Origin of the sequence: Exiguobacterium sp. s161, assembly GCF_018619045.1 — a bacterium.
Taxonomy (GTDB): Bacteria; Bacillota; Bacilli; order Exiguobacteriales; family Exiguobacteriaceae; genus Exiguobacterium_A; species Exiguobacterium_A indicum.
Window position 1 is genome coordinate 252,609 of the sequence record NZ_JACSNH010000001.1, and the last position, 21,885, is coordinate 274,493.

The following is a 21,885-nucleotide window of genomic DNA, read 5'->3' on the forward strand; positions in this document are numbered from 1 at the left end:
ATCGAAGAAAAGGGGAATGGATGATGAAGAAGTGGAAATGGATCGTGTTGACACTGACGGGGATATGCCTGCTCCTTCTCTTCGGTTCAGGCGGGTATGTGTACCATAAAGCGAGCCAGACGATGAAAGAAGTTCAAGTCCAAGTGCCAGTCAAGGCGAGCGTCGAGACAGAGAAAGCCGTCGAACAGAAAAAAGGGCTCTCCTTTTTATTACTCGGCGTCGATCAACGAAAAAACGAGACAGGACGCAGTGATACGATCATCGTCGTAACGATTGATCCGAAGACGAATAAGAGCCAAATGATCAGTATCCCGCGTGATTTGAAAACAGAAATCATCGGCAATGGATCGAACGATAAGATCAATCATGCGTATGCCTTCGGTGGTCCACAGATGGCACTCGACACGGTTAGTCATCTGCTGGATATCCGACTCGACTATTTCGCAGAGATCAATTTAGAAGGGTTCACGGATCTCGTTAATGCCGTCGATGGTGTCACCGTCGAGAACGATATCAATTTCTCATATTATGAGATGCAATTTCCAAAAGGGGAACTGTCGCTGAACGGGAAAGAAGCACTTGCCTATGCGCGGATGCGCTATGATGATCCACGCGGTGACTTTGGACGACAGATCCGTCAACGGCAAGTCGTTCAGGCGGTCACCGATAAGATGACGGAGGACTTCTCGATTCGTCGCTTCAATGCTGTCCTCGACGCACTCGGGAAAAACGTCAAGACGAACGTACCATTTTCCGTTGCCCGGACCGTCGCGACGGATTACCGGGATGCCTTACGAAATGTCGAGACCTTATCACTCGACGGGAAAGGGGGAATCGAATCGGACGGAATCTACTACTGGCATCCGACGGATAAGTCGTTGAAAGAAGTTCAAGCTCAACTAAAGGAAGCATTGGAATGACATGAGGCAAGAACGAGCGTATGCTTTGTTCGTCTCGCATCGTTTTCCTGGGACAAGCATCGTGCCGCTTCGCTTCGCTGCAGGGTCACTCTTGCTTGTTTTTCCCTAGGAAGCGATGTCGAGCGAACAAATTATTTTGCTTTTCGTTTGACGTATACTACAAATAAAACAAAAAAAGATGTCCATCTCCGATTCATAACCGAAAATGGACATCTTTTTTTGATGAATCGATGAGCGTATCACGACGACCGGATCGTCCGAAGCATCGAGAATTTCATCATCGTATAGAGGAAATAGACGGTAGTCAGAAGGGCAGCACCGCTCCATAACCATTGATACGCTGAACTGAAGTAGCCGAATCGAAGCCCGATCAGTGCCGGTACGATTAATGTCAACCAGCTCAAGACGAGGGCGACACGGGCAGTGATTGCATCAATCGGGCGATTCATTCCCATTCCGAGAAAGAACAGGCTCCAGAGCAACGCCCAGAACAACCACGTCACACCACCGATGATGTCATTCGTCGTGAAACTGACGAACGCATAAAACAAGGCGGCAATCGCAACGAACAAGGAAAACCAACCGACCCCGCTCCCGTCGAGATTAAACAAGAACGTGATCCCGACGTAAACGTACGTAAAGGCAAACAGATAGATGCTCGCGTATCCGAACGTCAACGCTGGATCGCCAGCGGCACCGATGACGAGATAGGTTGCGATGAACGTCTGCAATAAACCGGTGATGAGACTGAAGACACCCGCGCTACGGAGATCGACTTTTCCGAACAAGGTCAAACTATTTAAAAAGAGCGCGACGCCCCCAAATAACAAACTGACATTTCCCACGTAAAACTCTCCTTCATTAAGACGTCAGACGTCTGATTCTAAACTTAACTCTAAGATGAATTCGTTTTCAGCGCAAGCATAATTTTAGAGACAAAATGAAAAATAACCTGACTCCCGGAAAGGGAATCAGGTTGTTGATTGAGCAATTATTGTTTCAAGACAGAGCGGAGTGTCGTTTCCGTTTGAGTGGGAGTACCTTTGAGTGTGACCAATCCATAACGGACATTCCCCTTTTTAAGGAAAAAGACGCGCGTATTGTTCGCTTCAGGAGTATATCCCGTTTTACTCGCATAAATACGAGGTTCCTTAGGTAAGGTTTTATCTGTGTGATACCACTTTAACGTCCGAGCGTAAGGTCCTTTGATGCTTGCTTTATATGATTTTCGACCGCTTACTGTAATCAGGTAGCTATAATTCGCGTATGTGTTCGCGAGTTTTTGCATATCGGCAGCTGTCGTATAGTGATTCCATTCATGAAAACCATGTGGATTAGAAAAATGACTTGCTGTCATGCCGAGTGCTTGAGCACGACTATTCATTAACGAAACGAACTTTGATTCAGAACCCGCGGTCCGAACGGCAATCGCTTTAGCGGCATCATTACCCGAGCGAATCAACATGCCATTCAAGAGTTGGCGCATCGTGACACGATCTCCCGAGCGTAAACTCGCCACACTGCTACCATACGGTACTGAAATCATGGAATACGTGAGCGTAAAAGGTTGATCCAGTGTACCGTTTCGAGCGGCTACTTCGTATCCGACGATGGCAGTCAACAACTTGGTCGTACTTGCCGGATACCGTCGGACATTACTTTGTTTCGTCGTAATATAGGAAGTAGAACCGAGTTGAAAATAGCGTAAAGAGGCAACCGGGTATTTACTAGCTGCTGTTTTCTTTCGGACGACTTGATTGGAAACGTAGCGTGTCTTTCCTCCGTCTTTAATCTTATACCATCCTTTGGAATAGGAGACTGCTTGTAGCACACTCTTGTAAGCAGCACGCCGAACGATCGTCTTACTAGAGGACGTGCTTGGTTTGGAGCGAATGTTCGCGCCAGACTTAGAGGTGACGACGAGAGCATATGTACTCGGACCGGTCACTTTTTTTGCGACTTGATTGGACAGATAACGGTATGTGCCGCCATCTTTGATTTTGTACCAACCGTTCGAATACGATACTGCTGTGAATTTCGATTGATACGCAGCGAGGCGAACGATAGTTGCAGAGGAACTCGTACTTGGTTTAGAACGAATATTTCCTCCGGATTTGGATGTGACGACGACTTGATAACTGGCAGCTTGCGCCGGTAAAGCTGGTAGGAAAAGTGTAAACAGGATCAGGAGTATCAGACTCATTCGAAAAAATGGCTTCATAAAAAATCATTCCCTCCTTTTTGAAAATATAGATTCATCATAAAACAAAAAAAGGAAATTCACTTGTTTTCAAAAAAATTGATGCATTCGAATATAATAGTGATGAAAAGGGAATAATGGAGCAGATGAATGGAGGAGATAGTAGATGAAATTAGCCGTAGTAGGTATCGGAGATATCGCACAAAAAGCATACTTACCTGTATATGCCGCAAGAGAAGACGTGGACATTCATTTGATTTCGCGCGAAGAGGAAAAAGCGAAAAAATGGCAATCGATGTATCGTTTTTCAGGTACGTTTCCGACTTTAGAAGCGGCGTTGTCAGAGGGAATGGATGCTGTCATGATTCATTCCGCAACAAAAGCGCATGCAACACAAGCGAAGCAAGCACTCGAAGCAGGGGTTCCTGTATTCGTCGATAAGCCGATTTCGATGAACATCGAGGAAATTCGGGAGCTGGTTCAATTGGCAGAGGAAAAGAAGGTCCCGTTCATTACAGGATTCAATCGACGATTCGCGTCCGCACATCGTCGCCTGTTAGAAGTTGAATCCCCGAATATGATCATCATGCAAAAAAATCGAACGCCTTCTGTTGAGGGCGCGCAACCTTTTTTGTTTGATGATTTCATCCATGTTGCGGATACGCTGCGCTATTTGACGGGACGTGGAAAAATCGAAAACCTGCATATCCGGAGTAAGCAGGATACGAGTGGGTTGCATCACGTTACGATCCAATTCGAATCAAATGGAATTACTGCCATCGGAGTGATGAACCGGAACAATGGTATCACGGAAGAGCGGGTAGAAGTGATGGGACCGTATGAAAAGCGGATCGCTACAGACGTGACGATGCACGAACGACAAACGAGTGAAGGAACGCTTGTCTATCCGCTAGATAACTGGGAATCGACATTGAGTCGAAGAGGATTCATTGCCTTGATTGATGCATTCTTGAAAACGATAGCGGGTGAGCCGTCTGCGTCCGTCACGGCTTCAGATAGTTTAGAAACTCATGAACTCTGTCATCACATCTATCAACATGTGATGAGATAAACGAAAGCCGTACTCTGGAATCAAGAAGAGTACGGCTTTTCTATGGATGGAATCGAGGAATGGGTCTTCTACCATCACGTCACCTCATAAAGCTGATACGTCTTTTTTCCGCCTGGTCCTTCGAAGGTCAGACGAAGCGAGGAACGAACGAATCGATAGGTCACACTTCCTTCTGAAAAGAAAAGGCGAGCTGAAAGGTCAGGCTCGAATCGAATGACCTCTGTATCGTTTCGAAAAGATCCAGCTGTTCCGAAGTGATCGAATTGAAGGGATGCGACAAAGGTATTTCGTGAATCAAACGAAACGTGGATACGACCGCTCCCTTCAAACGGTTCATTTTCGAAAGTACTTCGCTCCACTTCATACGTTCCTTCAAACTGCCGGACTTGCTTGATTTTCTCTTGAGCGGTTTGTTCAATCAACTGAGCCCGTTCACGAATCGGGTGATCCGGCGCTAAATCAGACTGTTCAATCGTACGGGCAGTTCGGATTACTTCTTTGAAATGATAGCTAGCGAACTGTTGCTCCAACTTCACCATCGTTTGAGCCGCTTGACTATCCTGCTCAGTTGTCGCGCGCTCGACGACTTGAGTGTAGGCATCGTTCTCCATTTCCCTTTGAACGTTAGAGGGTGTCTCTTTACAACCTGATAAAATCAAACAGAAAAGAAGCATCCATGTATATCTCATGTTTTCACCTCAGTTCGTGTAGTGTGCGTGATTTGGAGATGATCCGTATGCAGTTGAATACGATACTGCACGCGATAGGTGACAAATGAAGGCTCGTTTCCTTGTGTCGTTTGATACGTTTCTAGCGTACGAAGTTCATAGATGGAACCATCGGATGAAAAATCCTGGAATTCAACTGTGTGAATGCGGGGTGGTGCAGCAGAAGTTGCTTTTTGGCGTAGAGCGGTCAGTGCCTGAAGTTCAGATTTGAATGCGCGAGAAGACATATATTGAATCGAAGAGAATGTCTCGATCGAATCATAACGTGTTGAAAAGGTGATGAGTTCAGGGACGGTTCCTGTATACTGACGGACGAAACGTAATACATCATACGATGTAGGCGGTTTATTTTTCGAATAGGTTTGATTATAGGCAACCTGTTCATCTGACCATTCCGAGAGACTCCATGTCTGGACTGGAGAAGGTACGACCTCTGAAGAAGAGGCATCTTTCGTCATATACCAAAATAAACTCGAGGTCATTAAGACGAAAAAAATGATTATGCATAGTAGAACAGGACGAAATGCAGATGAAGTCGGTTCCGTTTCAGGACGCTTCCGTGCGATGACGGGATGCTGGCAATAGGAGCACGCGTCATCCTCGTAGCCTAGAGGTGTTCCGCAAAGTGAACAACGTTCCATAAGACAAGTCCTCCTAAGTGTATGAAATTCAATTTCTTGTCGGTATCTTATTTATTGAAATCATTTCCATCTTATCATTAATTGAAAACGTAATCAAAGCATGAAAAAGAACTCATCCAGCTTGATAATGGATGAGTTCTTTACTGTTTCATTTACGTACTTTTCAACGGATCCGTTACGAAGATTCCTTCCGCTGTCTCGGACGCTTCGAGTGGAGCATCATCCAAGAAGTAGGTGCGTACTACGCGATTAGCGGCAAGTCCATCCTCTTTCGCACAGAACGTTTCCCGAAAATGATCGAGCTTTATTTGATAATCCTTCGACCAAGATGGAATCGTCGCCAGTGCCTCGTAAAAGGACAGTTCCTCTTCAATGATCGGACCAGGTAAGTCCTTTTGATAGTCCAAGTAGAAACCGCGCAACGTATCGCGATAGAGCTCTAGGTCATAAGCATAGAACAGGACTGGACGATTCAGATTGGCGAAATCAAAAAAGACGGATGAATAGTCAGTGATCAATAAATCAGTTAATAAATAGAGTTCTTGGATGTCGGGATAGTTGGTGACATCGAGGAACTGTTCTCGATACTCACTTGGAATTTTCGGTTTTTTCGTCACGAGTACATGGGTCCGAATGAGGAATACATAGTCATCCCCTAGTGCTTCAGCGACACGACTGAATTCGAACGGGTAATCAAAGAAAAATTTTCCGTTTCCTAATGCATGATGATCTCGGAACGTAGGAGCATATAAAATGACCTTCTTATCCGGCGAAATGTTCAGTTGTGCACGCAAGTCGTCGACTTTTTTCGTAGCATCTGCAAAGAATAAGTCATTACGTGGATAGCCGGATTCAAGGATCGTTCCTTCATACTGGAAAGCACTTTTAAAGATCGCTGTCGCATAACTACTCGGCGAAAGAAGCACACTCCATTGTTGGATCGAACGGGTGACGCGGTCGACATACCCGGCGTCTCGACCATGAATTTCCTCTAAATCGAATAACATCTTTTTCAGTGGTGTGCCGTGCCATGTTTGAATATAGGTCGTTTCTTTACGACGGGTCATGTAATGAGGGAAATTTTGATTGTTCACCCAATACTTGGCCGTCGCTAAATGATAAAAGTAGCGAGGTGAAAGACGTTTGATGACGTTAACATGATCATCCCCGAGATAGAGTCGTTTATTATGCACCCAGATGACTTGATGGGTGCTGCCGAGGCGACGCAATTCTTCATAGATATAACGGGGACTATCACCGTACTGTTTACCGAGCCCGCTCTCGAACACGATTTTATTTTCTTGTACCGGTAATTTTTTCATCAAGCGATAGCTGATTTTCATGATTGGGAAATAGAAGCGACTCCGACGGAAAAGTCGGAATAACACGAGTGATGCTTCTTTTGTTTGTATCGTTTCCCAAACATGGCGCTGCTGTTTGTAATCAAGAATCGTTTGGTAGATATCTTCGGAATAAGACTGTTCTGTTGGTTTTAAGAAGACCGCAGCCCGCTCCTTGTAAGACGGAAGCATCGCAAAATCACGTGAGGCCGTCGCTTCGAGGTCAGCGATTAAATCATCGACTGTAGTCGAGATGGGACCGGGTAACTCTTTCGCTAAATCAAGGTGCGAACCGACCGGACCGATGAATCTGCGAGCATCGAATTGGAAATAGTGAACCGGTCGTCCTAAGAAACTAAAATCAAAGGCGACGCTCGAGTAGTCTGTAATGAGTAAGAGACTCTCCTTCAACAAACTTTGGACATCCCGTTCGCCTTGATAGATGACGGTCACTGGGAAACGCTCGAAATGGCTCGCGTACTGTTGCATATTCGGATGTAGACAGAACAGAATCTCCAAATCATGGTCGTGTGCGAGTTCATGGAGGCGCGGGTGTTCTAAAAGAGCGGAGTACTGTGCGAAATAGTCCGATTCCAAGAACTGAATAGGTGTTTGCAACCACGAACGCCACGTCGGAATGATCAAGATTTGCCGTTTGACGGGCGTGTCACCGTTCAAGAGGGCGTCGAAGCGTGAGAGCCCCGTAATTCGAATCTCGTCTTGACGATAGCCCATATCCTGCATGACCAATCGACGTTCCCGTTCAGAACTCACTAAAAAGAGATCGGTATCGAACGATAATGCGAATTTGCCGTACTGATTCTCCATATTTTTAGCGCCCAGTACTCCATGTTGAATGAAGATCCGGTCGGCTTTCATTTTTCGCTTGAATCGCGGTGAGCGAAGGGGATAAAGATAGTCGGCATGATGGGTTCCAACGAATTTACTTGCCATGAACGAATGATAAATATGTTCTTTCGAACGGAAAGGCAAGGTATTTCCAAGAATCGCGACCTTATCATACTCAGGTGAATTTGGATCAATCATGTAGTAAGCAGGATGTTCTGCATGTTGCTCGCGCATGAACCGGAAAAAGTGATACCCGTTATCTTGTGCTTTATAAGGTCTTTCCCCGATCAACCATGTTTTTCGGTCAGCAAAGAGACGATAGAGAGGGGCAAACGTCATCATATGCTCAAGGTAACGATAATTTTCGTTCGTGAACGCACTTAATTCAAACGAGAGGTTCCGATGACCGACAGTGAAATAAGGTGTGACATGCATCGTATGTGTCGCGTTGCGCCCAGTAAGTTCCGTTGTGAGATGACGTGTGATGTAACGAGCTCTTCCGAGTCGGACGAGGCGAGGAATCAGACGATGGTAGTAGGTCAGTTCCATGAAGCTATCGTAGATGCCTTCATGGAGAAGACGCTCCGATTGTAAGGCGGACCAATCAATCTGTGTGCGATACGTATAGCGATATAGACCAAACCGACGTTGACTTGCCTCTTGATCATAGAACCAATCAACAGGCAGTGCGATCCGATCTCCGGTTTCACGATGGACGAGGATGAGCTGTCCTTTCTTTAAAAAAGAATGACGTGAAAAAAGTTTCCCTTCGATATGTGTTTCGTGAGAGTGTTTTTTATCGATCCGATCAATCTGAAGCCGTGACTTAATGACGGGTTCCTTGTTGAGCAATAATCGGATGTTTCCTTTCAAGTCTGTGTATAAAAAGACGCGATGTTGCTTCGCTTCATCAAAAAGAGGCGAGAGTGGTGAAGGAATAGTAGTACGTAAGAAACGACCTAATGTAATTTCTCGTACATATGACTCATTAGTAATGGTCGATCGCGAAGGAAGACCGCTCTCTTGCCACTTCTCAAGTGTTTCCGGTGGAATGGCCGCAAGCGGTTTACGATATTTGAGATATAGGGAAAATCGACCATGAGGCAGTAACGTCTCAGGTGTAAGAGCTGATTCTTCTAAAAAATCTTCTTGTTCTAGGTGAGTGTCTTGATGCTGAATGAGGTGGTCGATCAGAAGGTGAATATGGGATGGATTGAATTCGAATCGGAAAAAGGTTGAACGTGCTTGATGATTCACGAGCTCCGTGACGAGGAGCTGATTCCGGTCATAAATACAAAGGGACTCGACGACTAAATCCGGATCGGTCAAATGACCCGATAAGGATAAAGCATGTTCGTCCGACATAAGAGTGATCTGCTGTTTGCTAGTCTTCCGTTCTTTAGAAGAAGAGCGTTTCGGTAAGATCGTTTTACCGGACCGTGCCATTCTCAAAAACAGATGTGATACATTCATAACAAAACCTCCTAATATGTGTAAAAGAAGATGGTATTTTTAACACACAATAACATACCATAAAAGTAAATGTAAGTGGTTACAGAAAAAGGCGAATTAACTTATAAAGAAGGTGTGAAGAATGCGTCATTTGATTTTAATGGATACGTTCAAAGGAAGCCTCGCTTCGAAAGAAGCGGCAGAGGCGGTCGCTGCAGGTATTCTTCAACGGGATCCATCCGCGATCATCGATCAATCGCCTGTCGCTGATGGAGGAGAAGGAACACTCACCGTGTACGCGGCAGGGGGCTATGAGATGCGGACGGAGTGGACGGTGGACTTAGCCGGACGCCCTTGTGAAGTGATGTATGCGCAACATGGACAAGAAGCCGTCATTGAAGTCGCACAGATATGCGGATTATCGATGAGACATGAAACAGACGATCCGTTTTTGCTACACACCAAAGGAGTCGGTCATCTCGTCCAGACGTTACGCCGAAAAGGCATGACAAAGATTCGAGTCGCTCTTGGAGGAACAGGAACGACAGATGGCGGACTTGGTTTTTTACATGAAATGGGATGTTCTTTACGAGATGCGGAAGATCGTCCGATTCGGTTTCACACGAATCCGCTAGTCGAGACGCAACGGCTGACATGTATAGACGTTCCATTTTCGTTGGAGGCATTGGTAGATGTTCGTTCCCATTACTCTGGCCAAGACGGTCCAGCGTATCTATTTGGACACCAAAAAGGGTTGCGACGAAATGAGATTGAATATTTGGATCAACGATTGAAAGAAATGGAAACGATTCTTAAGCTAGAAAATATTCAAGGTGCAGGAGCCGCAGGTGGACTGGGTGGTGCGATTCATGCTGTCGGGGGAACGATCGTGTCGGGTGCCCAGTCCATCCTCGCGTATTTAGGATGCGAAGAACGATTACGGAAAGCAGATTATGTCTGGACTGGTGAAGGGAAAGTCGATCGCCAAAGTCAATTAGGGAAAATAACAGGAGAAATCGTGCGATCTGCTGGAGTTGCTCAAGTTCCATGTCTTATTCTTGCGGGTATCGTCGAAGAAAAGATACCCGGTGCGCTGGATTGTCGATCGATTCATGTCGATCGACCCGTTACGTTAGACAAAGAGCAGACGTTTGCTCGCTTAACAGAGCAGACCTCGATCTGGCTAAAAGAACTTTTACGGGAACAGGGATGAAGTCGGAAAAGTTTGGGTAAATAACTGTATATTGCCATACTTTTAGAGAAGGTAGGTCATCGTATGATCAATCAATCGATTCAATTATCGTTTCGCCAAGTTCGAGCATTGGTCGAACATACCCTGCTATTATTTAAAGAGCTTGATCAACAATTAGCAAACCGTGGATACGAACCGGTTCTCCCGGAAGTCGTCCAAACGGAGCATGGTCTGAGCATCCATCAGACGAAGGAGAGTGCCGAGTCGCTCGTGCCGCACTTTTTAACTCGGACGTATGTCCGGCAACAAGAAAAAACGAACCAACATGGATTGCTGATCTCTGTTCAATATACGCATCCGCTCCATGAACGATTCGATCCGGTCGTCCTCGTCGGTGATGTTGCGTTCAAGCAAGCGAAACATGCGCAAAAGATCTTAAGCGAGAAACCATGGCTCCTGAAATATGCAGCCTTTGAATCTACGATTGCGCAAGAGTTCGTTGCCGATGGTACACGCTATACGACGCAACCGATTGAAGAAATCGAAGAGCTGATCGTCTGGGGGCATCCGTTCACGGAAATGCGCGATATCGATGACGTCAAACGATTGGCGGAAGAGATGATCAGCCGTCATCTCGAGCCGGGGACAACATGAAAATAAGCTTCCGTTCCTTCAAGAGAGAAGGAGGGAAGCTTATTTTTTTAGACTTGAACGAGCAATCGTTCGATCGCTGCCGTCAAATCAGTTGGATTCGTTTTTGGAGAGAACCGCGTCACTTCTCCATCACGGGTCACGAGGAATTTCGTGAAATTCCACTCGATGTCTGTTGCACCGTCCGTCGTTGGTGCTTGTGCTTTCAGTTCTTCGAATAACGGATGTGCTTGCTCACCGTTGACATCGATTTTTGAAAAGACGGGGAACGTCACGCCGTAGTTGACTTGGCAGAAAGACTGAATCTCCTCGTCCGTTCCCGGATCTTGGTTCGCGAACTGATTACATGGGAAACCAAGTACGGTCAATCCTTGTGAACGGTAATCTTGATGCAATTGCTCGAGTCCTTCGAACTGTGGCGTCAAGCCACATTTGCTGGCTGTATTGACGATCAGCCATGCTTGAGCTGGGTAGTCACTTAAGGATGACGATGTTCCGTCGACGCGTTGAAATGAATGATCTTGTAACATATCGATTCCCCCTTTTTAAGTACTTCTCCAGTGTAACAAATCCGTTTTCCCGTCGTCTTCTATCGCTACTTGCGAGATGACAGAAACATCACAATCGGGTGTCAGCGACGCTTTTTCGACGAATCTTTGTTACGATGAAAAGGAATATGGAAGGAAAGGAGAGATGCCACATGAGAAAAATGTTGAAACAATCGCGGTTCGTCATGATCGCGACGCTTTGTCTCGTCCTCGTCGGAAGTTGTATTACCTTACTGACGCTTGGATTCGAACGCGATATTGTGATTCTTGTTTCTGGAGTGGTTGCCCTATGGGTGACGATGCTAGCTCCTTTGACGGTCCATGCCAAAATGAATCAGCAATCATAATCATTGTTTGTTCATGAAACCGCGGAACGATTCTCGCTAAAATGGAGCTCCTCCATTTTAGATGAAGGAATCGATTTCTGCGGTTTTTTTTCTTCTATAGCATAGGGACGAAAAACACTATTTTTCAAAAGTAAGTCATTAAAAAATCAGACTATTTTTTTTTCAACTTTTCTATTTACAACCTTAAAAAATCGGAGTAATATCCATCTCATCAACGAACACTAACATGTTAATGCTTCGATCTCAAAGTACGCCGAATTCATGATTGAAGCGGGGGACCCAACCGTCACGAACCGTGACACGGGGTGAATCCTTTCCGAACGGGAAAGGTAGGGCTAATTCCTAGGTATGCCCGAATCCGACAGCTAACCTCGCAGGCGTTTTTAGGAGGGAACGACTCTTTTTCAGTATGCCAAGTTATTAAGGCGATGCTGGGGCCGTTTTTCGCCTCACATCGCCTTTTTGTCGTGTTTAATTGTAAAAATATTGAATAATATGGGGGTAATTTCATAATGGGAGAGCTGTGGAGTATCTTACTACTTGCCTTCTTCTTCGGTACGACGTTCGGGATGATTCATCTGATCGAGCGTGTCCAGTGGAGAGCAGGTGACCGCAAATGACATGGTTTTTACTGGCGACGGGCTGCCTCGTCTTCTTGTATCTCGGTTATTGTCTGATGTATCCAGAAAAATTCTAATCGCATAGGAGAAAAGAAAAACATGTGGACTCAATTCATGATCCAATTTTGGATCCTACTCGTCATCGCACTTTGCGCGGCGGTCTTGCTTGGTCGCTACATCGGGATATACTTCGCACCTGTCGCAGAGCGCCGGGTCGATAAAATTGGTAAGGTCGAACGACGACTGTTGTTGTTACTCGGTGTCGATGAAAAGAAACACGATCAATCGTGGGTCGGCTATTCGAAGAGCCTCTTGCTCGTCAACCTGTTATTTTTCATCGGTGGATATTTGTTACTTCGCTTCCAAGGCAGTCTACCCTTGAATCCGAATGGTGCTGTGAATCTCGACTGGTCTACGGCGCTGCATACGACGATCAGCTTCATGACGAATACCGATCAACAACATTATTCGGGTGAGGCACTCTCGTATCTCTCGCAAACGTTCGTCCTCGGAACGATGTTGTTCGTCGCTCCGACGATGGCATTCACGGTCTGTATCGCTGTCATTCGTGGTCTTGCGAACAAACCACTCGGTAACTTCTATGCCGACTTCTTCCGCTTCATCTTCCGAATTCTCTTACCGATTTCGTTCGTCTTCGGTTTAGCGATGATCCTATTCGGTGTACCGCAGACATTTGGAGGAGCAGTCAGCGTCACGACGCTCGAAGGAGCAAAACAGTTGATCTACCGCGGACCAGTCGCTGCTTTTGAAGTCATCAAACAGCTTGGTAACAACGGTGGCGGTTTCTTTGGTGCCAACGGAGCGCATCCATTCGAGAACCCGAACCAGTTCGTCAACTTCATCCAGATGTTCTTGATGCTACTGATTCCGATGTCACTTCCGATCGCTTACGGAAAAATCATCGGTTCCGCGAAACAAGGGCGACTATTCCTTGGTGTCATGACACTTCTCTTCATCATGATGACGGTCGGGATGGCAGGGAGCTTACTTGCGAATCCGACGGCACATGGTCAGGAATTACGATTTGGTCAAATCGGAACGGCGCTCTACAGTTCGATCACGACGGCGGCTGAAACCGGTGCGGTCAACGCGATGCACGACTCACTGCATCCACTTGCTGGATTGATCCAGCTCGGTAATATGATGCTCAATGTCGTTTACGGTGGAGCAGGTGCAGGATTCTTGAACGTCTTGCTTTATGCCTTCGTCGCGGTCTTCCTGACAGGTCTCTTGATCGGTCGGACACCGACGTTCCTCGGGAAGAAAATCGAGACGTTCGAAGTGAAGATGATCGCGATCGCGCTACTCGTGCCGCCATTCCTGATTCTCGTCGGAACGGCAATCTCGATGTACGCTGCACCAGGCGTCGCCGGCATCTCGAACCCAGGCTATCACGGACTGTCGCAAGTCTTGTATGAGTTCACGTCCGCGACGGCGAACAACGGATCAGGTTTTGAAGGACTCGGTGACGCAAACGTCTACTGGAACGTCTCGACGTCATTCGCGTTGTTCTTCGGACGCTACATCCCATTGATCTTGATGCTTGCAATCGTTGGTTCGCTTAAAGCGAAGCCATCGGTTCCGCAAGATGAATTTTCGTTTAAGACAGACACACCACTCTTCGGAACAGTCTTCCTCGGTACGGTCGTACTCGTCGGTGCATTGACATTCTTGCCAGTGCTCGTACTTGGACCAGTCGCGGATTGGCTGACGATGTGAACAGGAGATAAAAGCATATGATGGAACGAATCATGCATCCGACGCCCGAGGAACACCAACCGAACGGGGAGCCGGAACACCAATCCAAATCAGCAATCAATGGCTCGATCGCGCGTCAAGCGACGATCGATGCCTTTAAAAAATTAAATCCCGTCAACATGGTCAAACAACCGATCATGTTCGTCGTCTGGATCGGCTGCTTGCTCGCAATCGGCTATACGATCTTCATTGATGAGATGCGTGGCTTTAACTTGACGGTCAGTATCATCCTCTTCTTAACGGTCTTGTTCGCGAACTTCGCGGAATCGATCGCGGAAGGACGCGGGAAAGCCCAGGCGGACTCACTGAAAGCGTCAAAAGCAGATGTCATGGCACGTAAACGTGTCGGACAACTGATTCAAAGCGTTTCGTCCGCGACACTTCGGAAGGGCGATATCGTATTCGTCCGAGCAGGAGAGTATGTACCGGGTGACGGTGAAATCATCAAAGGACTTGCTTCGATTGATGAATCGGCGATCACCGGTGAATCCGCACCCGTCATCAAAGAAGCAGGCGGTGATTTCTCATCGGTCATCGGCGGCACACTCGTCGTCAGTGACGAGATCGAAGTCCGGATCACAAGCAATCCAGGTGAGTCATTCCTCGATCAGATGATTGCCCTCGTTGAAGGCGCAAGTCGTCAAAAGACACCGAACGAACTCGCGTTATCAACGCTCTTGACGAGCTTGACATTGATTTTCTTACTTGTCGTCATGACACTACCTGTCTTTACGAACTACCTTGGATTTGATCTGTCAGGTCCGATCTTGATCGCCTTACTCGTCTGTTTGATCCCGACGACGATCGGTGGCTTACTGTCAGCAATCGGAATCGCCGGAATGGACCGTGTTACCCGCTTCAACGTCATCGCGATGAGCGGGAAGGCGGTCGAAGCAGCAGGCGATATCCAAACGATCATCTTGGACAAAACAGGAACAATCACGTTCGGTAACCGGATGGCGTCGGAAATCACGCCGGTCGGCGGACGCACTGCCGAGCAGGCGTTTGAGGGGGCAATCCTCGCCTCACTCGCTGATGAGACACCAGAAGGACGTTCCGTTCTTGAACTCGCTGAACTTCGCGCGATGCCGGTGGAACAACACTGGTTAGATGGAGCAGAGATCGTACCGTTCCGCGCAGAGACACGGATGTCCGGACTCGATTTAAGAGATGGTCGCCGTGTACGGAAAGGGGCGGGGCAAGCGATTCAAGAATGGGTCAAGGAACAAGGTGGAACCATTCCGAATGATTTGCAAGAGAAAGTAGATGCGGTCTCTCGTCTTGGTGGCACACCACTTGTCGTAGCGATCGACGCAACGATCCTTGGCGTCATCTATTTAAAAGATACGGTGAAACCGGGCATGCGCGAACGATTCGATCGGTTGCGCGAGATGGGGATCAAGACGGTCATGTGTACGGGTGACAACCCATTGACGGCAGCAACGATCGCCCGCGAAGCAGGCGTTGATGATTTCGTCGCGGAATGTAAGCCGGAAGATAAAATTCGTGTCATCCAGCAGGAACAAGCAGCCGGTCACCTCGTCGCGATGACAGGAGACGGAACGAATGATGCACCGGCACTCGCTCAAGCCGATGTCGGACTCGCGATGAACAGCGGAACGCAAGCCGCAAAAGAAGCGGCGAACATGATCGATCTTGATTCGAACCCGACGAAGATCATCGAAGTCGTCGAAATCGGGAAACAGCTCTTGATGACACGAGGAGCGTTGACGACGTTCTCGATCGCAAACGATGTCGCGAAATATTTTGCGATCATCCCGGCAATGTTCATGGTCGCAATCCCGCAGATGGAAGTACTCAATATCATGCGTCTTGATTCCCCGACGAGCGCGATCTTGTCTGCCTTGATCTTCAATGCGATCATCATTCCGATGTTGATTCCGCTTGCGATGCGAGGAGTTACCTATAAACCGATGACGGCGGATCAATTACTCGGTCGTAACTTACTGATCTACGGTCTTGGCGGTGTCGTCGTTCCATTCATTGGGATTAAAATCATCGATGTCTTGCTTGCAAGCATCCTCTAAGGAGAAAACGAATCATGAAACAAGCCATTCGTGTGACGGTCTTCGTCACGGCGTTATGCGGGATCGTCTTTCCCGCTTTATTGACCCTGTTCGGTCAACTACTCGTACCGGATAAAGCTGAAGGTTCTTTAGTACAAGAAAACGGAAAATTCATCGGATCGGAATTGATTGCCCAGCCGTTCACGTCGAAACAGTATTTTCACGGACGTCCATCAGCGGTCGATCAATTAGCGGGAGCGTCTGCTGGGGATAACCTAGCAGCGTCGAACCCGGAGCTTGGCACGAAGATGGCGGAATTACAGAAACAGAACCAAGTGGACGGCGCTTCGCTTCCGGACGATGCCCTCGTGACATCCGGTTCTGGCTTCGATCCGCACATCTCAGTCGATTATGCTTTGGTTCAGGCGAAGCGTATCGCAACCGCGCGCGACCTGTCGCGTGAAGAAGTACGGAAGTTGATCACGAAGGAAGCAGGAACACTTGATTACGTCAACGTCCTGCGTTTGAACTTAGCCCTTGATCGGAGTAAGTCATGACACGAGGAAAGCTGAAGCTGTACATCGGCTCAGCTCCTGGTGTCGGAAAGACGTATAAGATGCTTGCCGATGCACGAACATTGACGCTTGAAGGCAAGGATGTCGTCATCGGTCTGATTGAGACACACGGTCGAAAAGAGACGGCGGAGATGGTCGGGCAACTCGAACAAGTCCCGCTACTTGAAGTCGTCTACAAGGACAAGACATTCCCCGAGGTGAACGTGGACGCGATCATTGCCCGTCGCCCCGATATCGTTCTGATCGATGAACTGGCGCATACGAATGCGCCAGGATCGGTACGAAAGAAACGCTATCAAGATGTCGCAGCACTTCTTGAAGCAGGAATTAATGTCTATTCGGCCGTCAACATCCAGCATTTCGAAAGCTTGCTCTTTAAAGTCAAGGAAGTGACGGGTGTCGAAGTGCGGGAACGCATCCCGGATCCGTTTCTCGGGGAAGCCGATGAGATTCTACTCGTCGACGTCACGCCACAGACGTTACGGGAACGACTCGAGCAAGGAAAGATCTATAAAAAAGAAAAGATTGAACAGAGCTTGAATTCGTTCTTCTCGCTTCAGAATCTTGCGAGCTTACGTGAGCTATCGCTGCGTCAGGTCGCGGACGAAGTCGACGATCAAGTCTATCAATCACGTTTGCTGATCGAAAAAGATCCGGCGTCGCTACAAGAACGAATTCTCGTCTGTATCCAACTCAACGACAACGCGCGGAAGTTGATCTATCGCGGCTTTCGCATGGCAAGTCGATTGAAGGCAGAACTGTATGTCCTAACGATTTTACCGGCAGCGGAAAATCAATTGAATGCGAAACAGAAAGAAGTCTTAGCGATGGTACGCGAGAGCGGCTCCTTGTTCGGAGCAGAAGTTCTAATCCGAATCCAAGGCGAGCGCTCGATCGCCCAAGCGATCACGGCAGCTGCCAAGCATCATCGCATCACTCAAATCGTCCTCGGTCAATCCGCACGGACCCGTTGGCAGGAAATTCGGCGCGGATCAATCATCAATGAAATCATGCGTCATGTCCGCGGGATTGATATTCAAATCGTTGCCGATGACATGGAACGCTAGGGGAGCCCTTCCGCGTAAATGCAGGGGTTCTCTTCGAAGTTTGTCGTTTCACAAGACGAACGAGTCGGTCATTCTCCCTGTCCTCAGGGCGGGAGGTAAGCCGCGGCATCCCTGCATTTGATGCGGTCTGCCGGGTCTTACCTAACCCTGACGAAAGCGCCGAGCGCGCTTTTTTATCCTGTAGGAGTGGAGGATGACATTTTTCGTTCTACATCAATCAAAAAGGAAAGACCGTTCCAGTGAAGTCACCAGAACGGTCTTTCCTTTTTTTGTTGGAATCATTTCAATGATTTAAAGACTCGGCTTCATCGTTTCCTCAACGAGCGAAGACTGGAATATCGAAGACAGCTGTATAGCTATCCATTTGTTGATATAAATCATAGATGCGAGTCGTTTGTTTCGCTGCCCATCCCATGTCTGTCGCATATTGATGACGACCAGGATTCATTGGGTTCCAGCGCATTTTATAGAGTGTGTTTTGATTGTATGCATGGTGAATATATTGGGTTCCAATAAATTCGGCTCCACCCATGATGGCTGCTTCCGGTGTGAACCATCCTTTTTCGTAAGCTGTTCTTGCTCCACCGTTGATTGGATCTGAATCGATAGCACCGATGCCGTACATGTTGTAGACCATTTTTCCATTCCACATGACGCCATTCGCTAAAGTTGACGTTCCATTTCCTGTCTCAAGTAGCGCGTGGGAGATCAAGTAGATTTCGTTGACGGAAAAGGCTGTACCAGCGTCGATGAATGCTTGTCCACAGCTTCCAGTCGTACATTTACCAAAGATGCCTTTTGTACTGATGATCTTATCTAATGTTGCGGCAGATGCGCCTGTCGTCTTCGATAAATCAAGGAATTGGAAGAATTCCTTTGAAGAGCGGCTGACTTTTAATGGGTCAGCGACGTTCCGGACATCGGACTCGAGTGCATTCAACCAACTGAGTGTCCAGTATCCAGTGGAAGACGTGTAAACACGCGGATACGTCGTATAGAAATCACCGATTCGTTGATAGACCTTAATCATCTGTTTCGGCTGGAATTGTCCATAAATATGGCTATCCGTCGCCGCACCCGATCGGATGTTGAGTGGTGTCGTTGACGATACGGTCGCGAGTGTACCATTGACTGGGTCTTCTGATCCACCGAATCGAACATACATCGAGCTGACATACATCATCTTATTTTTATACAAATCGGTTTGAGGTGAAGGATTTAACTTCATTTGAGTGCTGATGAAGTTATCAAATGTATACGGTGTCGCAATGGAGTTGTAGACATTTAGTTTTGAAGATGTCGTTACAAGTGTTCCATTATACGCATAGCCTGATTTACCTTGATAGGAAATCTTATACCATTGGCCGATTTGTCCGGTGACGCTGACGACGACGTTCGAAGGAATCGTCGTCACGACTTGATAGGAACTTCCGACATACGAGCGAAGTGGAGTAGGACTTGTAGCTCGGACGTATAACGAATCTTTCGATACATAGTCAATCTTACTTGTAGATGCGTTCGTATCGACATACCCTGTTTTTCCATTGATCGTTACTTTATGCCACTGTTTATTCGTATGTGACGTAATCAGTGAAGTCGTGTAGTAGACGTTTCCTTTAGCTAGTGTCGTAAGTGCTGTTGCTTCTTCTAAAGGTGAATTTCGAATGATTAAGTTCTCGTTCGCGAGGAAACGAGCGCCACTAATCTTTTTCGTTTCTGTATAAGGTGTTAAAAGAGCGCCATCGATATACCCTGTTTTTCCATTAACACTTACGTTCATCCATGTCCCGATTGAACCATTCACTTGTACGACTGTTCCTTTCGTAAGCGATGAGACTTCGCTGTATGTCGGACCAGCATATGACTTCAGAGAAGTCGTTTGTACCGTCTTATAGCGATGGGCTGAAATCTTACGGTATGAAATCGGACTTCCTTGATTCGCTCGGATATATCCTGTTTTCCCGTCTACTGAAATACGATGCCACGACTGACCGTGACCGTTCGTGACAAGGCGCGTCGTGTAATAGACATCTCCGCTTTTTAGCGTCTTCCATGTATCGGCATCCGCCTGATACGTCGTTTTGACGTCGATGGATGTATTTAATACATAACGCGCTGCTGAGATCGTAGACGTTACGATATATTCGTTCAAATCATCCTGATGAACATATCCGATTTTTCCTGCATACGTCACACGGTACCACTCATTGATAGCCCCTGTTACGGATACCTTCGTACCGCTTGGGATAGACTTGATGGAAGCGTAAGATACGCCAGCATAAGACTTTAATCCTGTAGCGTCGGTTGTTTTCATCGTCACGGCATCCGCTTGATAGGAGACTTTTTCTCCTGTTCCGTAAGCGATGTAACCGGTCTTTCCGTCTTTTTTGATCTGATACCATTTTTTAGAACCAAGTGTGACGAGACGTGTCGTGTAATAGATATCACCCTCTTGAAGCGTAGCGATTTTAAACGCATCTGCTTCAGGAGCGACTAAGATATCGGTGGATGATGTGACGGCGAAACGTGTACCTGAAATGGTTTGGACGAGGGCTGCTGTCTTAAACGTCGAAGCCGACGCATATCCTGTTACACCATCGTACGTGACACGATACCATGTACCGATTCGACCAGAGACGAGCGGTTTTGCACCGGCCGGAATCGACTTGATTCCTGCATACGAACTGCCTGCATAAGAGCGAAGTGTCGTTTTAGCTGTTGTGACGAAAGAGACGTTCTTCAGGCTTTCATAATTCACAATCGTTCCTTGATTCGCTAAAAGATAGCCGGTTTGACCGTCTTTTTTAATTTTGTGCCACGTGCTACCTCGAGAATCCGTTGCAAGTGTCGTCGTGTAATACGCATCGCCTGTTTTTAAAGAAGCAATCGTTTTACTCGTCGAAGAGGCAGATGATTTGATTTCGACGGATTTCTTCAAGAGAACACGTGTAGTAGGAATCGTTTTGACACTTTGTTTAGAGACTTGTAAAAAAGCGTCACGGTGCATGTATCCACTATTTTTGCCGTGACGAACGCTATACCAGCCGTCGATTTTTCCGACTACTTCAACGTTTGTCCCAACTGGAATCGATTCGACTTTTGGATAACCCGTTCCTGCATAAGTATGTAGCGTGTAGGTATCCGTCGTACGTGATGTTTCGTTCGCAATCTTCTGATAGGAAACAGGAGTGGCACCAGATGGGACATATCCTGTTTTTCCTGCGTAGTTCAGGCGATACCACGTTTTGCCGTATGGATCGGTAATCCGTTGTGTCGTATAATACACATCTTTACTTTGCAAGGTACCAATTGTCGTTGCTGTCGTGCGTGCCGCATTTTTAATCGCCGTATTCGTAGAGACGATATAGCGTTGTCCAGAGATCGTTTGCTTTTTCTCATACAACACTAAATATTTTGAAGCGACATATCCCGTTTTTCCGCCATATGTTACTTTTTTGTAGCTTCCGGCATCATATGCGGATGAAACGACCGTTCCGGTCTTGATCGTCAACAAGCGTTTCCGTGAAGATGTCGTCTTATCATACAGATCCGTATCTGCCGATAGACGATAAGCCGTTACTTTCGTTGTTGCTGCGTTCACTATCGGTAGAGATGATAGAATGATGCTAAACACGATAAGAAGACTCGCGAACACCTTCAAAGGTTTCGAGATGGATGTCGTATTCAAAGTATCTTTCCTCCTAGTAGATATTCGTCCAAGCGGACGGAATCGGCTTCTAGGATGTCTGGTCTAAGGTGTACGTACTTATGCCTATTCCTACTATCGACCATATCGGATTTTTATGAAGAAAATATTGGGTTTTTTTGAAAAAAGGGATTTAGTTTTTTGAAAAACCCTCCTGTTTGTTTAAACAAG

General features: G+C 47.0%; 16 protein-coding genes and 1 riboswitch. Of the genes, 9 read left to right on the forward strand and 7 right to left on the reverse strand.

Annotated elements, in window-relative coordinates; all coding sequences use genetic code 11:
* Window positions 1–20: 20 nt before the first annotated feature.
* Window positions 21–920, forward strand: a complete 900-nt coding sequence (locus KNQ14_RS01175; RefSeq protein ID WP_251138255.1) for an LCP family glycopolymer transferase — start codon at window positions 21–23, stop codon at window positions 918–920.
* A 239-nt stretch (window positions 921–1,159) separates the two neighbouring features.
* Here the strand turns inward: KNQ14_RS01175 and KNQ14_RS01180 are convergent, their stop codons facing one another.
* The gene (locus KNQ14_RS01180; protein ID WP_035396083.1) at window positions 1,160–1,765 is read right to left on the reverse strand and encodes an AmiS/UreI family transporter; all 606 of its coding nucleotides are present in this window, start codon (window positions 1,763–1,765) and stop codon (window positions 1,160–1,162) included.
* 146 nt (window positions 1,766–1,911) lie between these two features.
* Window positions 1,912–3,123 carry an SH3 domain-containing protein gene (locus tag KNQ14_RS01185; protein ID WP_235147599.1) on the reverse strand — a complete coding sequence of 404 codons (1,212 nt, stop codon included), beginning with the start codon at window positions 3,121–3,123 and terminating at the stop codon, window positions 1,912–1,914.
* A 163-nt stretch (window positions 3,124–3,286) separates the two neighbouring features.
* Here KNQ14_RS01185 and KNQ14_RS01190 point away from each other — a divergent pair, with 163 nt between their 5' ends.
* On the forward strand, window positions 3,287–4,192 hold the full coding sequence (locus KNQ14_RS01190; protein ID WP_214859328.1) for a Gfo/Idh/MocA family protein: 906 nt from the start codon (window positions 3,287–3,289) through the stop codon (window positions 4,190–4,192).
* Window positions 4,193–4,266: 74 nt separating this feature from the next.
* On the opposite strand, the gene KNQ14_RS01195 is transcribed toward KNQ14_RS01190, so the two are convergent.
* The 3 genes from KNQ14_RS01195 to KNQ14_RS01205 all read right to left on the reverse strand — a co-directional run bounded on the left by KNQ14_RS01195 (window position 4,267) and on the right by KNQ14_RS01205 (window position 9,223).
* Complete coding sequence (locus tag KNQ14_RS01195) at window positions 4,267–4,803, reverse strand: hypothetical protein (protein ID WP_035396089.1); 537 nt, start codon at window positions 4,801–4,803, stop codon at window positions 4,267–4,269.
* A gap of 74 nt (window positions 4,804–4,877) precedes the next feature.
* The gene (locus KNQ14_RS01200; RefSeq protein WP_035396091.1) at window positions 4,878–5,561 is read right to left on the reverse strand and encodes a hypothetical protein; all 684 of its coding nucleotides are present in this window, start codon (window positions 5,559–5,561) and stop codon (window positions 4,878–4,880) included.
* Window positions 5,562–5,713: 152 nt separating this feature from the next.
* Window positions 5,714–9,223, reverse strand: coding sequence for a CDP-glycerol glycerophosphotransferase family protein (locus KNQ14_RS01205; RefSeq protein WP_214859330.1), 3,510 nt, complete (start codon window positions 9,221–9,223; stop codon window positions 5,714–5,716).
* Between the two features lie 121 nt (window positions 9,224–9,344).
* On the opposite strand from KNQ14_RS01205, the gene KNQ14_RS01210 reads away from it, so the two are divergent.
* Together KNQ14_RS01210 and KNQ14_RS01215 are read left to right on the forward strand one after the other, a co-directional pair.
* On the forward strand, window positions 9,345–10,415 hold the full coding sequence (locus KNQ14_RS01210) for a glycerate kinase (RefSeq protein ID WP_214859332.1): 1,071 nt from the start codon (window positions 9,345–9,347) through the stop codon (window positions 10,413–10,415).
* A 63-nt stretch (window positions 10,416–10,478) separates the two neighbouring features.
* Window positions 10,479–11,048, forward strand: coding sequence for a hypothetical protein (locus KNQ14_RS01215; protein ID WP_047392959.1), 570 nt, complete (start codon window positions 10,479–10,481; stop codon window positions 11,046–11,048).
* Window positions 11,049–11,095: 47 nt separating this feature from the next.
* On the opposite strand, the gene KNQ14_RS01220 is transcribed toward KNQ14_RS01215, so the two are convergent.
* Window positions 11,096–11,575, reverse strand: a complete 480-nt coding sequence (locus tag KNQ14_RS01220) for a glutathione peroxidase (protein WP_214859334.1) — start codon at window positions 11,573–11,575, stop codon at window positions 11,096–11,098.
* A 170-nt stretch (window positions 11,576–11,745) separates the two neighbouring features.
* Between KNQ14_RS01220 and KNQ14_RS01225 the strand changes: the two genes are divergently transcribed.
* From KNQ14_RS01225 to KNQ14_RS01250, 5 genes are all read left to right on the forward strand, one after another.
* On the forward strand, window positions 11,746–11,940 hold the full coding sequence (locus KNQ14_RS01225) for a hypothetical protein (protein ID WP_023469379.1): 195 nt from the start codon (window positions 11,746–11,748) through the stop codon (window positions 11,938–11,940).
* A gap of 241 nt (window positions 11,941–12,181) precedes the next feature.
* Window positions 12,182–12,335: riboswitch (cyclic di-AMP (ydaO/yuaA leader) on the forward strand.
* A 324-nt stretch (window positions 12,336–12,659) separates the two neighbouring features.
* Window positions 12,660–14,300, forward strand: coding sequence for a potassium-transporting ATPase subunit KdpA (kdpA, locus tag KNQ14_RS01235; protein ID WP_214859336.1), 1,641 nt, complete (start codon window positions 12,660–12,662; stop codon window positions 14,298–14,300).
* A 17-nt stretch (window positions 14,301–14,317) separates the two neighbouring features.
* On the forward strand, window positions 14,318–16,387 hold the full coding sequence (kdpB, locus tag KNQ14_RS01240) for a potassium-transporting ATPase subunit KdpB (protein ID WP_023469376.1): 2,070 nt from the start codon (window positions 14,318–14,320) through the stop codon (window positions 16,385–16,387).
* 14 nt (window positions 16,388–16,401) lie between these two features.
* A complete protein-coding gene (gene kdpC, locus KNQ14_RS01245) occupies window positions 16,402–16,923 on the forward strand; it encodes a K(+)-transporting ATPase subunit C (RefSeq protein ID WP_214859338.1) in 522 nt (173 codons plus the stop codon).
* Window positions 16,920–18,008, forward strand: coding sequence for a universal stress protein (locus KNQ14_RS01250; RefSeq protein ID WP_023469374.1), 1,089 nt, complete (start codon window positions 16,920–16,922; stop codon window positions 18,006–18,008). The genes kdpC and KNQ14_RS01250 overlap by 4 nt, the downstream gene beginning before the upstream one ends.
* Window positions 18,009–18,324: 316 nt before the next feature.
* Here KNQ14_RS01250 and KNQ14_RS01255 read toward each other — a convergent pair whose 3' ends face one another.
* On the reverse strand, window positions 18,325–21,696 hold the full coding sequence (locus tag KNQ14_RS01255) for an SH3 domain-containing protein (RefSeq protein ID WP_214859340.1): 3,372 nt from the start codon (window positions 21,694–21,696) through the stop codon (window positions 18,325–18,327).
* Between the last annotated feature and the right edge of the window lie 189 nt (window positions 21,697–21,885).